The organism is Streptosporangium sp. NPDC002524, from assembly GCF_040295985.1.
Classification (GTDB): Bacteria; Actinomycetota; Actinomycetes; order Streptosporangiales; family Streptosporangiaceae; genus Streptosporangium.
Genome location: NZ_JBEOWK010000004.1, coordinates 38,771 through 54,594, shown reverse-complemented (window position 1 = coordinate 54,594; position 15,824 = coordinate 38,771). Strand labels below are relative to the sequence as shown.

10 protein-coding genes are annotated in these 15,824 nt (G+C 70.2%); 3 read left to right on the top strand and 7 right to left on the bottom strand.

Translation table 11 applies throughout. The annotated features are described in order from the left end of the window. Nucleotides 1-408: 408 nt before the first annotated feature. Nucleotides 409-1,536, top strand: coding sequence for a pectinesterase family protein (locus tag ABT053_RS07315; RefSeq protein ID WP_350968015.1), 1,128 nt, complete (start codon nucleotides 409-411; stop codon nucleotides 1,534-1,536). Nucleotides 1,537-1,708: 172 nt separating this feature from the next. Here ABT053_RS07315 and ABT053_RS07310 read toward each other — a convergent pair whose 3' ends face one another. From ABT053_RS07310 to ABT053_RS07290, 5 genes are all read right to left on the bottom strand, one after another. Next, nucleotides 1,709-3,007, bottom strand: a complete 1,299-nt coding sequence (locus tag ABT053_RS07310) for an erythromycin esterase family protein (protein ID WP_350968014.1) — start codon at nucleotides 3,005-3,007, stop codon at nucleotides 1,709-1,711. A gap of 327 nt (nucleotides 3,008-3,334) precedes the next feature. Then, nucleotides 3,335-4,402 (bottom strand): hypothetical protein, encoded by a 1,068-nt coding sequence (locus ABT053_RS07305; RefSeq protein WP_350968013.1) that lies wholly within the window; start codon nucleotides 4,400-4,402, stop codon nucleotides 3,335-3,337. A 402-nt stretch (nucleotides 4,403-4,804) separates the two neighbouring features. After that, complete coding sequence (locus ABT053_RS07300; protein WP_350968012.1) at nucleotides 4,805-6,175, bottom strand: carotenoid oxygenase family protein; 1,371 nt, start codon at nucleotides 6,173-6,175, stop codon at nucleotides 4,805-4,807. 103 nt (nucleotides 6,176-6,278) lie between these two features. After that, nucleotides 6,279-6,491 (bottom strand): hypothetical protein, encoded by a 213-nt coding sequence (locus ABT053_RS07295; RefSeq protein ID WP_350968011.1) that lies wholly within the window; start codon nucleotides 6,489-6,491, stop codon nucleotides 6,279-6,281. After that, nucleotides 6,488-6,727, bottom strand: coding sequence for a hypothetical protein (locus ABT053_RS07290; RefSeq protein ID WP_350968010.1), 240 nt, complete (start codon nucleotides 6,725-6,727; stop codon nucleotides 6,488-6,490). The genes ABT053_RS07295 and ABT053_RS07290 overlap by 4 nt, the downstream gene beginning before the upstream one ends. Before the next feature lie 264 nt (nucleotides 6,728-6,991). On the opposite strand from ABT053_RS07290, the gene ABT053_RS07285 reads away from it, so the two are divergent. Beyond that, nucleotides 6,992-8,314: a sensor histidine kinase gene (locus ABT053_RS07285; protein WP_350968009.1), complete on the top strand. Its 1,323-nt coding sequence runs from the start codon at nucleotides 6,992-6,994 to the stop codon at nucleotides 8,312-8,314. Continuing rightward, the gene (locus ABT053_RS07280; protein ID WP_350968008.1) at nucleotides 8,302-8,961 is read left to right on the top strand and encodes a response regulator; all 660 of its coding nucleotides are present in this window, start codon (nucleotides 8,302-8,304) and stop codon (nucleotides 8,959-8,961) included. The genes ABT053_RS07285 and ABT053_RS07280 overlap by 13 nt, the downstream gene beginning before the upstream one ends. 136 nt (nucleotides 8,962-9,097) lie before the next feature. Here ABT053_RS07280 and ABT053_RS07275 read toward each other — a convergent pair whose 3' ends face one another. Both ABT053_RS07275 and ABT053_RS07270 read right to left on the bottom strand, forming a co-directional pair. Next, entirely contained in the window at nucleotides 9,098-9,703 is a 606-nt protein-coding gene (locus ABT053_RS07275) for a DUF6461 domain-containing protein (RefSeq protein ID WP_350968006.1), read from the bottom strand. A 217-nt stretch (nucleotides 9,704-9,920) separates the two neighbouring features. Continuing rightward, entirely contained in the window at nucleotides 9,921-15,611 is a 5,691-nt protein-coding gene (locus ABT053_RS07270) for a DNRLRE domain-containing protein (RefSeq protein ID WP_350968005.1), read from the bottom strand. Nucleotides 15,612-15,824 lie beyond the last annotated feature (213 nt).

The following is a 15,824-nucleotide window of genomic DNA, read 5'->3' as shown; positions in this document are numbered from 1 at the left end:
ACCGGTGCGCAAGGCTCCCGGCTCACGCGGCACCCCTGGCCTGGCCGGTGCGCGAGGCGTTCCGGCTCACGCGGTGGCCCGCCGAAAGCGATCCACCGTCAGCCTGACCGGCTTCACCGGCTTCACCGGCTTCACCGGCGCGTGAGGGGCATTCCGGCCGTCCCTGAAAGTTTCATGTCTCAGGCGGCCGATGTCGCGGCCAGGGCCGTTTTCTCTGGTACCTCCGATTCCTCCGGGGGTGACATCGGCGTCGTACATCCAGCTGTGATCACTCGCACGGCTCGACTCCCCCTTGAATCGCGTCATCAGCGGCAAATCATGACTGTTGACACCTCTTTCTGATTTATCTAACTTCCAGGTGTTGCTTCGAAGGAAGCTTCTCCGCACAAGTGAACACGGGAGTGTGGCATGTCGCCCCAGAGTCCACTGTTCGGCCGGCGCCGGACGCTGGCCGGAGCCGCGGGCGCGGCCCTCGGCCTCGCGCTCGTCCCGGCGGTCGGAACGGAGGCCGGGGCCGCCACCCGTCACCCGTTCGGGCCGTACGGATCACCGCGGCACCGGCGGAACGAGCGCACGCTGTACGTCGACTCCCGGGGCCGGGGCGACCACCCGACCGTCCAGGCCGCTGTTAGCGCGACGCCCGACGCCCCGGAGCGGGGCTGGACCCTGGTGATCGCGGCCGGGACCTACCGCGAGACGGTCCTCGTACCCCAGGCCAAGACCGGCCTGACCCTCCTCGGCGCCACCCGCGACGCCCGTGACGTCGTCATCGTCTTCGACAACGCCGCCGGGACGCCGAAACCCGGCGGCGGCACGTACGGGACGAGCGGCAGCGCCACCACCACGGTCCAGGCCGACGGGTTCACGGCGGCGCACGTGACCTTCGCCAACGACTGGCTGCGCGCCGGCCACCCGGAGATCACCGCGACGCAGGCCGTCGCCGTGAAGGTCATGGGCGACCGTTCCGCCTTCGAGGCGTGCCACTTCCTCGGCCATCAGGACACGCTGTACGCCGACACCCTCAACCTGGCCACCTTCGCCCGGCAGTACTACCGGCGCTGCCACATCGAGGGCGACGTCGACTTCGTCTTCGGCCGCGCCACCGCGGTCTTCGACCGGTGCGAGCTGCGCGCCCTGACCCGCGACGTGTCGTTCCTGCCCTACGGTTTCGTGTTCGCGCCGAGCACCGCCGCCGCGAACCCGTACGGCTACCTGGCCACCAGGTGCCGCGTCACCGGCGAGGCCCCCGGCGGCTCCTACGGACTCGCCCGCCCCTGGCGGCCGAGCAGCGACCCGACCGCCGTCCCGATGCTGACCGTGCGCGAGACCTGGCTCGGCCCCGTGATCGACACCACCGCGCCGTACGTGAACATGAGCTCGGGTTACCCCTGGCAGGAGGCCAGGTTCGGGGAGTACCGCGACTCCGGTCCGGGCGCGGCGATCCCCGTCCCGGAGAACAGGCCGCAGCTGACCCCGGGACAGGCGGCCGGGCTGACCATCCGCGCCCACCTCGGCGACTGGAGCCCGCCGATCTAGACCGGCCCGGCCCGCGCGGTCAGGTCACACGCCCGGCCAGGACCGGCACAGGCCAGCGTCGTCCGGAACAGGCCGAGTGATCAGCTCACGAGCCCGGCACGGACCGGCCCGCGCGGTCAGGTCACGAGCCCGGCACTGACCGGGACAGGGCGGCGTCGTCCGCGCGATCGGGTCACGCGTCCACTCCAGGGGCGATGTGCTTGACGAAGAGGAGCCCGTCGGTCTCGCGCAGACGGCCGGGGTCCAGCGGGAAGTAGCCGTAGTCCGCCGACGTGTCGGTACGCGGGACCGGTTCGGTCCCCGTGGCGCCGAGAGCCTCGGCCAGGCTCGTCGAGCCGACGACGTAGCGGTTCCCCGGGAGGGTGGACAGGATCCCCTCAAGGGTGTCGGGGCGCGGAGCGTCGAGCCCCTGGTGCGGCGCGGCCCCCAGGGCCGACGCCACGAAGGCGTACTCGTCGCCCAGCCGCGCGGCGACGACCGCGCCCGCGCTCCACCAGCTCAGCGTCCGCCCCTCCAGCGGCCCCCACCCCGGCGGGAGGAGCCAGTGGCTCTCGTCTCTCTGGAGGTGACGGTTGTGGGCGTAGACCAGTGTCGGCCCGCGTCGCTCCCGCCGCTCCCGCTCCTCGACGGCCCACAGGTTGTCGGCCATCATCGCGTCGCGCAAACCCATGAGCCGTACCAGGCGCGCCTCGGACGTGTCGGCCATCACCGCGTGGTAGCGGAGCAGCCCGGTCGCGGTGCGCCCGTACAGGTGCGCCCGCCACCACTCGTCACGCGACGTCGCGCGGATCAGGCGCGGCGACTCCGCGGTGAGCAACGCCAGGAGGTCGTCCGCGATGAGGCGCAGCTCCCCGGCGTCGGCGGACAGTCCCACGGACAGGGAGGGATCCATCGTCACCGCGGGGTCGGTCCACCGGTCGTCGGAGCCGACCAGGTGATCGATGGTGCCCACGGTGTACGGGAGGAGGCCGATCTCCAGCCGGGCCGCGAGGTAGCCGTGCAGCGCGGTGAGGGCCCGCCGGGGACTGCCCGCGCCGGTCATCTCGAACGGGCCGTCGAACCCGAAGAACCGGACCCTGTCCGGCGCGGGACGGTCCCGGTTGTGCTCCCTCATCCACCGCACGAGCTCGCGGCTCGTCTCCAGTCCGCCCAGTCCGTGGCTGAAGCCGTCGCGCATGACGTCGTCGAACGTCCCCACGCCCTCCGTGACGTACTCGTCGACGATCAGGCCCGCGAGGCAGTCGCTCTCCAGCGCGATCGACCGGTAGCCCTCGTGCTCGACGAGGTGCCGGAGGACCTCGTTCCGCGCGCGCGGGAGCGCCTCCTCACCGTGCATGGCCTCCCCCAGGCCGAGCAGGCGGGGCCTGGCGGGCAGCGACCGGAGAAGTCTCGTCATCGCGGAGCCGAGATCGGCGGCGCTCTCGCCGCCGAACGCCCACGCGTCGTCCCGGACCGGCGGATCGGTGGCCATGGCGACTCCTGTCTTCTCGGTGATCCAAGCAACCCCTTAAACCGTATCGTTGAACCGACTGTGTAAACTTTCCCTCGCTCCTGCTCGATGGCGAGGTGGAAACCTTCAACATCGCGGTTCAGCCCCAAGCTTGGCGGACGCCCTCGCCCGACCATCTCGGTCCGACCCGCGAACCACGACCGGGCCGATCCGGCCCGTGAGCCGCGGCCCCTCGACGACCGCCTCCCCCTCCCCGCTCCCTCGCTCTTCCGGCCGTACCGGATTCGTCGGTGAAGCCAGAAGAGCGGTGAAGACCGGGAGGGCGGGAAGGCGCGGGAAGGCGCGGGATCAGTAGCCGATCCAGCCGAAGGAGATCGGCCGGTCGGCCACGCCGTGGTAGCCGGTCGTGACGTTCTCGTTCACGCCCCACCAGTGCCCCTGCGGCCGGTTCGCCGCGTCGGTGCGGATGAAGATCCAGCCGCGTCCCACCCCCGGGTTCTCGTCCGCGCCGTCCGCGCGGGAGTCGCGGAAGTTCTGGTACGGCGAGCTCGCCGAGGTGACCGCCACCCCGTGCGGGTTGCTGGTGGTGTCGACCACCGGGACCGCCCACTCCACGGTGGAGGCGTTGCCGTCCCTGTCGTACCGGACGGGGGCGCCCGCCACGATCATCACGTGGCCGGTGGAGTCACCGGTGCCCGGGGAGGCGCTGTTGTACTTGATCGCGATGATCACCCCGGCCCCGATCTCGGTGAGCTGGTCCAGGCCGGAGTCGGCGCTGGTGGTGAAGTACTCGGCGCCGGTGGTGAAGGTGTCGTGATACTGCGCCGCCGTCGGGCTGATCGACCCGAAGTTGCCGGTCAGGTACTGGTCGGTGGCCCCGGGCAGCACCCGCTTGATCACCTTCGTCACGAAGCTGCCGCACTTGCTGCGGTTGAAGTAGGTGGTCGGCGAACCGGGCGTGCCCCAGACCACGGACGTGCTCTGACCGCCGGTGAGGTAGATGTTGTAGGAGGCCTGCCCCGGCCAGCTCATGCTGTTGAGGTTGTCGGCGATCTCGGCCGCCGCCTGGTAGGTGCTGACCTCCATGGCGGCCCCCGCCGCGCGTGCCGCCGACACGGCGGCCGGCGTTCCCGTCGCCCCCGATGCCGACGCGATGGCCGTTGTTCCCGCCTCCGCCGTTCCCGCCCCCGCCCCCGCCGTTCCCGTTCCCGCTCCCGCCGTTCCCGCTCCCGATGCCGACGCCGACGCCGACGCCGACGCGGTGGCCGGCGTTCCCGCCGTTCCCGCCAGCACCAGTGCGACGGCCCCCGCCGCGGTGGCCGCGCGCAGCGGCCCGCGCCCGCCCCGGCGGGCGTGGGTGTCCCGGGTCGTCCCCCCGTGGCCGCCGGACGCGGCCATGATCGATCTCGTACGCATCGCGATGTCTCTTCCTAGATCGCGGACGGCGCGCACCGGCGCCGCCCTGCCCGTGACGCGGGACGGCGCGCGTCGGCGCCGTCCCGCGTGTGGTCTCGTGCCACCGCCCCGGGTCAGCCCCCGTGGACATCCCGGCGACGGGCACTCGGCAGAACCTACGCGGGGGCAGAGGAACGTTCTGCGCGATGCGCCGCAGACCGAACGTGCCCTTCTCCCTGGACGTACGGAGCCCCTGGACGTACGGAGCCCCTGGGCCTGTCGGACTCCTCCGGCTTCGTCTTCGGCCGTCGCCACCACCATCGCGATCCTCGACCGGCGACGGCCGTCACCCTCGGATGACCGGGGCGGCTCCGCTCGACGGCCGCCCCGGTCACCCCGACCACCTCGGCCACCCCGCGGCCGTCACAGGTCGGGGAGCCAGCTCCCGTGGAAGCCGAGCGGAACCCGGACCGGTAGGTGGATCCGCGCGACGGGCTCGCCGGTGAAGTCCTGGGCGGAGAGGACGACCAGGTCCGCCGCGCCGCGGTCCGGGTCGTGGACGTAGGCCAGGACGTAGCCGTCGTCCTCGCCGGCCCCCGAAGCGGCCCCCGCGGCGGCGAAGACGCCCTCGCCCACGGTGGCGTGGCGCCCGAAGCGGTGCACCTCGGCGGCGCCCCGGTCGTAGTCGTGCTTGATCAGCGCGTTGTCGAACGCCTCGTCGGGGAGCGGCCCGTCCACCGGGGGCATCGCGACCGCGTTCATCTCCCCGGTGACGGCGGCGTAGCCGTACCGGTGGCGGCGCGACAGGACGTTCTCGTTGACGCGGGGGAATTCCTGCGGGCGGTCGTCGACCGTCCGCCGGCTCATCGTTCCCGCCCCCGGGTCGATCGTCCAGCGTTCCAGCACGGCCGGTTCGGCGGTGTTGGTGCGGACGTCCATCCGCGGATACCTGACGAGGTCGAGGATCACGGAGGAGCCCTCGTCGTAGGCGTTGAGGGTGTGGGCGACGTAGCACGGCTCGATGTCGATCCACCGGACCTCCCCGCCCTCGCGCGGCATGACCCCGACCCGTGCCTGGTGCGCCTCGTTCCAGAGGTAGGGAACCGCCTCCCCGGCCTGCGCGAGTTCCATGCTGAACGTCACCGGCTGGTCGATCAGCACGACGTGCCGCTCGGTGAGCGCGAAGTCGTGCATCATCGGGGCGTCCGGGACCGGGATCCTGGTCGTGCCGATCGTCGTGCCGGTCCCGTCGATCACCAGGTGCCGGACGTGGTCCCACAGCGGGAAGTACGCGACGGCGTGCAGCTCGCCGTTGATCGGGTCGATCTTGGTGTGCGCGGTGAACGCGCCGTCGAGGGCCCCGCCGAAGTCGTACGGCCCGACGGTGCCGAGCTCGTCGTCCAGCTCGTACGGCCGCGGCCCCGACTCGATGAGCGCGAGCGTGCGACCGGCGTGCCGGATGACGTGCGTGTTCGGGGCGAGGTCCATCGCCGGGTCGACGTCGCCGGTCCGGCCGGGGCGGCGCGGCTCGCCGAGCCGGTCGGTCACGCCGGCCGAGCGCACCCACCGGTTGCGGTACCACTCGGCGCGGCCGTCGCGGAGCCGGACTCCGTGGATCATGCCCTCGCCGAGCATCCAGTGGTGGGCCGCAGGGTCCTCGATGTCCAGCGGGTTGGGGCCGTTGCGCAGGTACCGCCCGTTGAGCTCCGGCGGGATACGCCCGGACACGGGCAGGTCGTACGCGGTGACCTCCTCCTTCACCGGGGCGAAGGGGCCTTCCAGGTAGGGATTCATGGCGAACGTCCTTTGGTGGGAGTGACGTGACCGACGTGACCGACGTTCGCCGAGATGGCTGACGGCCCGCGTACCGGCCGCTGACGAGGGTCGCCACTCCCCGTCAGCCGTCGGACACGTCCACCGCGAACCGCGTCGACCGGGACGGTGCGGGGGCCGGAGCGGGCCGGGGCACGACGAGGCGGAACACGGGGACGGCGGCGGCGAGGCGAAGCAGGGGGACGGCGACGGCAGCGGCGACGGCGAGGATGGTGGCGACGGCGAGGCCGTAGGTGACCATCACCGTCGTCCGGCCGAACCCGGCCAGGGCGCTCACCGGCGCCGGTTCCGGTAGTGGTGGGCGATCAGGGCGGCGACGCACGCGAGGGTGGCCAGCCCGAACCCGATACCGGCGAGGACATTGGTGCCGCTGGACGAGAACACCATGTTGAGAACCGCGCTGACCATCAGCAGGAACCACAGCACGGGACGGACCATGCGGCCCCGGACGCCGGCGGGCCGTACCGGGCGTGGCGCCTCGGCGGCCTCTGGAATGGGGTGGAGATCGGTCACGGTGCGCTCCTCGCTCGACGGGCTGTGACAGGTTCGACGGTGGTTCGACAGGTTCGACAGGTTCGACGGGGTCGACGGGGTTCAACGGACTCGACAGGCCCGGCAGGCCCGGCAGGCCCGGCAGGCCCGGCAGGCCCGGCGGATCACCCCGTATCTGTCATGTGCCGACGCTACGAACGATCACCACCGACGGCCATCCCGCCCGCCGGACAACCGAGGTAGTGCAGGCTGTACTCCTTGGCCGATGATCTGACGATGGCCCGAATGGTGCCCTATCGTCTGCTCCAGGAGGTTCGCCTGGTCCAGGAGGTGCGGATGCCGGCCCCTGACCCCGCGGCCGTACGGAAACCGGCACGTCGGTGGGACGTGTTCGCCCGCGCCCGCGCCACCCTGGACGCGTTCGAGCACCTCGTCGGCGGGCTGGGCACCACGGTCCTGGCGCTGGTCGCGTTCCTGCTGGTGGCCGCCACGGCGCTGGCCTGCCTCTTCGGCGTGGGCGTGCTCCTGGTGCCCGCCGCGCTGCGCGGGCTGCGGGCCGTCGCCGACCGGGAACGCGCCCGGCTCTCCCGCTGGGGCCCGGAGATCATCGGTCCGGAGCCGGTGCCGCCCGGCCTGCGCGCCGCCCTCACCGATCCGGCCGTCCACCGGGAACTGGGCTGGATGGTCACCCACGCCACCCTGGGGCTGTTCCTCAGCCTGACCGGTCTCACGGTGTCCTTCAGCGCGGTGACCAACACCACCTTCCCGCTGTGGTGGCGGCTGCTGCCCCCGGAGGAGGCGTCCACCTCGGCCATGGGGCTCTGGACCGTACGCGACCTGCCCGGCGCCCTCGGGGTCAGCCTGCTCGGCCTGGGATGGATCGTCCTCGCCCTGCTCCTCGTACCGGGGATGGCGCGGCTGCAGGCGTGGCCGGGGCGGCGGCTCCTGCGGGCCGATCCCGGCACCGACCTCGCGCTGCGGGTCGCGCAGCTCACCGCGACCCGCGCCGCCGCGCTGGACGCGCACGCCGCCGAGCTGCGGCGGATCGAACGGTCGCTGCACGACGGGACCCAGAACCGGATCGTCGCCGTCACCATCCTGCTCGGCGCGGCCCGTCGCGCGCTGGCACGCGACCCGTCCGACGCCGAGGCCATCCTCGAACGCGCGCAGAGCGCCGCCGAGCAGGCGCTCGCCGAGCTTCGCGCGGTCGCCCGCAGCATCCTGCCCCCGGTACTGACCGACCGGAGCCTCGCCGACGCCCTCACCGGCCTGGCCACGACCTGCCCGATCCCGTGCCGGATCGACGCCGACATCCCCGTACGGTGCGCCGCCTCCGTCGAGGCCACGGCCTACTTCGTGGCGGCCGAGGCGCTCACCAACATCACCAGGCACAGCCACGCCCGGCACGCCACCGTCACGGTCCACCGCGACGCCGACCGGCTCCACCTCCAGATCACCGACGACGGCCACGGCGGGGCGGACGAGCACAGCGGGTCGGGGCTCGTCGGCATCCGCCGCCGTACCGAAGCACACGACGGGACATTCATGGTGAACAGCCCTCCCGGTGGACCCACCACCCTCACGGTGAGCCTGCCATGCGGATCGTGATCGCCGAGGACGACCCGCTCCTGCGCGAGGGCCTCGCGCTGCTGCTGCGCGCCGAGTCGCTCGACGTCGTGGCCACCGCCGCCGACCCCGACGGCTTCCTCGCCGCCGTCGACGCCCACAGGCCGGACGTCGCCATCGTCGACGTCCGGATGCCGCCGACCCACACCGACGAGGGGATCGTCGCGGCCGTCGAGGCGAGGCGACGCCGCCCCGACCTGGCCGTGCTCGTGCTGTCCGCCTACGTCGAGCAGGCGTTCGCCACCGAATTGCTCGCCCAGGGCAGCTCCCGCCTCGGCTACCTCCTGAAGGAGCGGGTCGGGCGGGTCGAGGAGTTCCTGAGCGCGCTGCACCGGGTGGCGGGCGGGGGTACGGCCATCGACCCAGACGTCGTCGCGCAACTCCTCACCCGCAGCCGGCCCGATACCCGGCTGGACCGGCTCAGCCCCCGCGAGCGCGACGTGCTGGCCCTGATGGCCGAGGGACTGGGCAACACCGCGATCGCCGAACGGCTCTTCGTCACCGACGGCGCCGTCCACAAGCACATCCGCAGCATCTTCGCCAAACTCGACCTGGCCCCCACCGACCGCGCGGACCGCCGCGTCACCGCCGTCCTGCACTACCTGGAGGACGCCCACCGCCGAGCCTGACCTCCCACGAGTCACTCCCCCGAAGCCGATCGTCCACCGGTCACGCGACGGGTTCCGTGCCGGAGAGGGCACCGCGAGGAAGTGGTCAGGCTTATCCGCCGGCGGGGCGGAGAAGATCGTGCTGCCGGATCGGGCCTCACCCTCCTGCCATCGGCATCAGCACGCAGGGATATCTCCCCGACAACCATTGGGACGTCAGCCGGAGCCCGGTCACCTTTTCGACGACGGCCAGAGCGCCCGCCTGCCAGTCGTCCCCGTCGGACGACGCTATTACCTCGGACAGAAGCCGTAATTCCGGCTGGAGGACGGCTTGGTCATCACCGTGGATGTCCTCGGGTTCCGCGGCGTCCACGCTGGCCAGAATCGCGCCTTCCGCGAAGTAGTTCAGCCGGCTGTTGCCGTCGATGTCCCAGCCCACGCCACACACACGGGCGTTTCTGCTTATCCTGCGCAGGACATTGGGCTTACGCCCCTGTGTCCCGATTCCTTCGAAGAGCGTCACCATGGAACCCGTCCGGTCGAAAGAAACGACCGTTTCGTCCTCCAGGTCGAACTCTCCTATGCCTCCGAAGCGCAGCTCCACCCTTCTTCCACCGCTCAGCCCCTGGATCAGCTCGTCATCGCTGATTTCGCCGCCGGTCGGAATGATCACGGTCCAGCACATGCTCACCTCGAGCCACTCTTCGGCACCGAGAAGCTCCCGGTAGTGGGACAACGCCTCGTCCCACACGAATGAACGCACTGGCAGCATGGTTTCCCGATTCAAGCTCAACGACGACATTGGACGTATTGCCGGGCAGGCGCGAAAGCGTACCCGACCGACCGGAAGAAGAACGATCCGGACTATACCTTCACCTCCGCCCGCTATTCAATACCCAGTCTCACGACGCTGGCGACCTCCGGCGAGAAACGTGTTTCCCGCCGGAGGTCGCCAGCGTCACAGATCTGCTAACGGTCGGCTAATCTTTGAAGCGGACGAAGAATTGATCGTGGTCGAGAATACGCTCCCGGTTGAACCATTTGTTCAGCGCGCTGCCGAAGTCCTGGTTCTGGGGCCCGTTGATCACCCGCACAGAGAAGTTCTTCAGTCCCTGCTTGTACTGGTAGGAGCCGTTGTAGGTGGCGTTGAAGGGGAACTCGTCGCAGTCGCCCTGGACACCGTCGTGATCTGGAAGGCCGTCCCACTCCAGCCCGAGCTGACTTTCCGAGACCCCGTTCGGGAGGGGTGCGTATTTCTGGGAGTACGACCACCCCCACTCCTCCCTGCACGCCTTGCGCGCCCAGGAGCGGTTGAGTCCTCTCTTGCCGCACACCCGGTTTTTCGCACATCGTTCGATCATGCTGTTCTTGCTGAAACCGGGGATGACTTTGAAAGGCAGCCGGGGGATTGTCTGGGAAGGCTGGTTCTTCGCCGTTTCAAGATGGGCGGTCTGCTCGTCCCAGCCGTCCCCGTAACCGACCATGACCGAAGGAGCGATCCCCTGGAACACGCATCCACCGTTTTTGGCGTAACCCTGGTTGATGTAACTCGCGGTGTCGCAGCGAATCAGGGATTTCGGCTCGTCCCAGGTCTTCGACGAGCGGACCAGGCTCGCGTCCCACCATGTCGTGAACGTCAGCGTGCAGCGTTGCCGCTTTTCCGCACCCTGCTGGGCCTCGTTCGGAGTCGATTTGAACTGGAAGCTCACCTCGTTGTTCGGCCAGTGTCTCGCCTCGAACTCCCCTTGGGGGTTCGGGGCGTTCGGGTCGCGACAGTCATTGGCGGTCCGCGTGCCGGCGGCGTTGTCCATCGACCCCGTGGACAGTGCGCCGATGCCTATCCTCGTGTTGTCGTTGTAAATACCGTAGGGATTGCTCGTTATTCTCCATTCGTCGATCCTCGCCTTGATCGTGAACGATCTGCTGATATTGCTCGTCTGGCCGACCAGCGTCACCCGGTAATCGGCGGACGCCCTTTCGGTTTTCCTATTACCTTGCACCTCGACGGCCTTGATCGTACGGTATGCCCAGAAGCACCAATGGAAACGGTTCTTGTGCCATCCGTCCGGGCGGTTCATCTCTTCGTTGGGGGCGAGGAAGGTTCCCTTGTTGTCGTCCCTGCACTCCTCCCATCCGTCCGCCGACGACAGGGCCAGTGGCCTGACCGGCGATGTGGACGCGGAGGGGGCGAGCCGTGGTGCCGGGGTTCCCGCGTCGTCGCTCCCCTCGGACATGGCGCCGATCTCGTTGGCGGCCAGCCATCTCTGATAGACCCGGACGTCATCGAGATCACCGCGCATGCTGGTACCCAGCGTCATCGGCGCGTCGGTGTTCCAGGTGTCGAAGGCGACCGGCTCGTTCTTGATCGCGGTGCCGTTGAGATAGAGCGTCGCGGTCTTGGCGGCGGCGTCGTAGACACCCGCGAGGTGGAACCATTCGTCGACCGGCGGTTCGACGCCGGAGAGCACCCCCTGGGTCGTCGCGTCGGCGTCGTCGGCGCTGGTGAACGTGAACACCAGTCCGTGCTCCGGGGTGTTGCCCAAGCGGAACGGCGCCTGGTGGGTGCCCTTCTGCTCGGCAACCGTGTAGGCGCCCTCCTTGTCGTCCCATCGCAGCCAGGCGGAAACGGTGAAGCTCTGGTCGGTGTGGATCACCGGCCCGGAGGTCTGCGCGAGTGGTTCCTCGCCCGGCCGGACGACGTCGACGGTGACCTGTCGCCAGTCCGACCAGGCCGAGGACAGCGGTCCGGCGACGGCGCGGGCGCGCCAGCGGACCTTCCATCCGTCGCTCAGCCGCCCCGCCGGGACGGCCAGGCCGGCCTGGGTGCCGGAGGCGACGTTGTCGACGGCTCCGGCCCAGATCTGGCCGGTGCCCTGCCCGGTGGCGGCCGGGTCGTGCTCGATCTCGTACTCGGCCCGCAGACTGCCGCCCGCCGGATCGCTCACCTGTGCCAGCAGGCGGGGGGTGAGGGTCGAGGTGACGGTTACGCCGCCCACCACCTTCGAGGGGGTGACCTGTAGCGCGCCCACGGCCGGGTCGGAGATCGGGCCGGGCACGTCGACGGTGGCGTTCTGCCAGGCCGACCAGGCCGAGGTGGTCGAGGCGGCGGCGTTGGCGGCGCGGGCGCGCCAGCGGACCTTCCAGCCGTCGGTCAGTTTCCCGGCCGGGACGGTGACGGTGGCCTGGGCGCCGGAGGCGACCGCGGCCGAGGCGCCGGCCCAGATCTGGCCGGTGCCCTGGCCGGTGGCGGCCGGGTCGTGCTCGATCTCGAACTGGCCGCTCAGGGTGCCGCCGACGGTGTCGGAGACGGTCGCGGCCAGTTGCGGGGTGAGGGAGGTGATCGTCGTGGTGCCGCCGGCGTTCTGCGCCGGGGTGACGGCCAGGGCGCTGACCGAGGGAGCCGAGGCCGGACCGGAAGTGGTGACGGTCAGCGTCGGCGGGCTGTCGAATTCGAAGGTCTCCTCCGAGGCGGGGAAGACCCGGAAGTTGTTGACGTTGGTCTCGGTCGGTGACTGCAGTACCAGGCCGTGGTTGGCCGCGCCGCCGGCCCAGTCCTGGGCGATGGCGGTGACCGGCCACTGCAGCGGCGCCGCGCCGCCGGCGCAGCTCATACCGTAGGCGGCCCGGTTGATCTGGGCGTCCTCGGTGGTGGAGGTGGGCTGGTTGGCCCAGTACAGGTTGTTCTCGTCCCAGGCCGAGGTCAGGCGCCGCACCTGGATGCCCGGTCCGGCGGTGGCGCCGCAGGCCTGGGCGTCGATGTTGAGCAGCGACAACCGGGCGTCGGTCACCGTGGTACCGGTCAGCGCCGCGGTGTCGAACCGCAGGTTCACCCGGTACTTCAGCTGGCCGGTCTGGGTGCCGGCCAGCAGGTACGGGCTGGTGGGGTCGGCCGGCCAGTCGGCGTCACTGAGGGTCGAGACCTCCACGTCGTGGTTGAACGGCAACGTGGTCGTCGGATCCACCCGCACCGGATACTTCGTCGCCGGATCCGACAGGAACGCGTGGTCGGGCTTGAGCACCAGCTCGGTGCGACCGCCGGTGGTGACCACGTCGGTGGCGATGCCGGCTCGCCTGGCCTGCTGCGGACGGCCCTTGGCGGAGGCGTCCCACATCACCGGCCGCGGCGCCGACGCCACCAGCTTCCTGTCCTTGCCGCCGGTGAGCAGCAGCCGTCCCCGCTTGCCCTCGGACAGGGTCAGGCCGCCGGTCTCCACGCCGATGCGCAGCTCCAGCGGTGCGGCGGGCCGCTCGCGCAGCACCACGTCGTGCCGGAACCCGGTCGGCAGCACGGTCACGACCAGGTCCGCGCCCCGCCCGGCCGCGTCGGTGAACGTGGCCACGTTCTTGCCGAGGACCGGCTTGGGCAGCGCGGTCGGCCAGCGCAGCGCGTAGGTCTGCCCGTCAGCGGCGGTCATCGTCACGAACGAACCCGTACCGCCGGTGGAGACCTCCACCGCGGCACCGTTCTTGATCGCCTTCGGCCTCAGCACACCACCCCGCTCCACGAGGGAGGTGTCGATCGGCACCCATTTGTTGTCCTGCTTCGTTCGTACCGGGCCCGCGGCGATCTCGGTCTTGAACGTCTTTCCGTCGGGCTGCGCGTAGGTGACGCTCGTCTCGGACGTCTCAGCCGCCACCTCCACGGGTGTGCCCAGCTTGACCGCCTCCGACAGGGCCGCGGAACGTGATCCACCGGCCGTCGACCCCTGTGTTCGTCCCTCGGGCGCGGCGTTCGAAACCGCGCTTCCGGTCTTCCCCGCGATCCATGTCGTGGTGTCGTTCACCGTCGCGTTGTGATTCTGCCCGGACGAGTCGGTGGCCGTGCTTCCCGTACCCTCGTCGAACTTCCAGTGCGCACGCAGTTCCGAGGGGTGGGGAAGCTCGAGTTCGTCGTCGTCGGACGGAACGCCGGGGTCGTCCTCCCAGCCGGGTGGTAGCCCGTCCAACAGGCCGGTGGGGTCCTGGGCCGCCTCTTCGGGGGTGGTGCCTTCGGGAGGAGAGATCGTAGCGAGATCCAGGCCGTAGTCCCACGGGGAGTTCTTGTCCGCGTTCGCTCCGTCCGCCGAGCCGGTGGTCGGCGGGTTGGGGGGACTCTCCTGGGTCGGCGCCTCGATCGCCAGGGCCTGGTCCAAGGTGAGCGGGCTGTTCGACGAACGAGGCCTGGTGGTGAGCGCCCGGAGTTCCGCCGGCTCCTCGTATTCGACGAAGAGGTGCGGGGGGTGGCCGTCGAAGTCGGTGTAGTTGGCCGAGCGGAACTCGCGCCAGTTGATGACGCCGCCCTCCTGCAGGGCGCTGATCCGCAGGCCGTGGTTGGGCTGGCCGCTGGACCAGTCCCGGACGATGTTCTCGATGGTGTAGTACACGTCCCGGGAGGTCAGATTGCCCGAACAGTGGTCGCCGACGGCGCTGCCCTTGACGCCCTGGCCGCTGGTGGTCACCGTGGGCTGGTTGCTCCAGCTCAGCGAGTTGACGTTCCAGGTGCTGGTGATGCGGCGCACGACGATGTCGCCCTTGGCGTCGCCGCAGGCGTGGGAGCGGTAGTTCCACGGCCGCAGGTCGGCGTTGAGGATCGTCTGCCCCATGAACGGCGCGCCGGTCAGGTCGAAGCGCAGATAGCTGCGCCAGACGGTGCTCGGGTCGTTGGTGGGGCCGTTGGAGATGGCGTTGCCGCCGTTGCCCACCAGCAGCTTGAACATGCCCTGGTTGGGGCCGCCGGTGTTCCAGGTCTTGTTGTTGATGAACGTGTCGTCGGGATAGCCCGCGCCGTACCATTCGGAGCCGGCCGCGGCCAGCGTCACCGGGTAGGTGACCCGCGGATCGGCGAGGAATTTCGCGTCAGGGGACAGCACCAGGACCGGGCCGCCGGATTTCTGCTCGACGGATGTCCTCGCCGCCCCCAGGTGGCCGGATCCGGGGACTTCGGCCGCCGTGGCGTCCAGCATCCGCACCGTGGCCAGATCGGTCACCGGCTTGTCGCCCGCCAGTACGGCCGCCTTACCCGCGGAGGTCTTCCCGTAGTTCATTCCCGCGGGCAGATCGACGGAGATCGGCAGCTTCAGCTGTCTGGCCGGCCGTTCCCGGATCACGATCTCCTGGTGGAAACCGGTCGGGGTCACGGTGACCACCAGGTCGGTCCCCTGGCCGTAGGCGGATTCGTACACCGCCCTGTTGCCCGACAGTCTCGGTGCGGGCAACCTGCCCGGCGCGGAGATCCTCACCTCCCCGGCTTCGCCCTTCTCGGTGCCCAGCGTTTCGCCTCTGGCGGTCAGCAAAGCGGTGTCACCGCCGTCGGACAGGCTGATGTCCAGCTTGGCCGCCCGGGGTTTGACGGCCCCGTTCTCCACCACCAGCGTGGTGTCGACCCCTTGCCAGGTGCCGTCTCGTTTGACGCGGACGGGCTGGCTGTAGACGTAGGTGCCCAGCGTCCTGCCGTCGCCGGTGGCGACCGTGGTCGAGTTCTCGGTGTGCAGAGCCTCGATCTCGACCTGCTTGTTCTGCCGCTTCGCCTCCTGCTGGGCCGCCTCCACCGGATCAGGGGTGGCAGCCGGTCGCGGCGCGGGAGAAGCGGGGGCGGGGGTGGGAGTGGGATCGGCCGCGGCGGGGGTCACGAGGAGCGAGGCGGACAGCCCCACCGCGGCTATCAGCGAGGTGCGGCGATAACGGTCCGGCACTCCGGATCTCGGTTTCTGTGGTTTCACTTCGACCTTTCCAGCAAGGTATCCAAAACCGGAGTGATCTTCACATGAAATCCACATCAAAGCAAAGGAATAATCACGGTCGCCCGATAATCGGGCATGCCGTACACGTAACCGGAATCTCACCTTCTGCTGTTTTGCATACAGCACGAAGGCCGCGGCGCACAGATTTTCGAGAGAACACGAAAA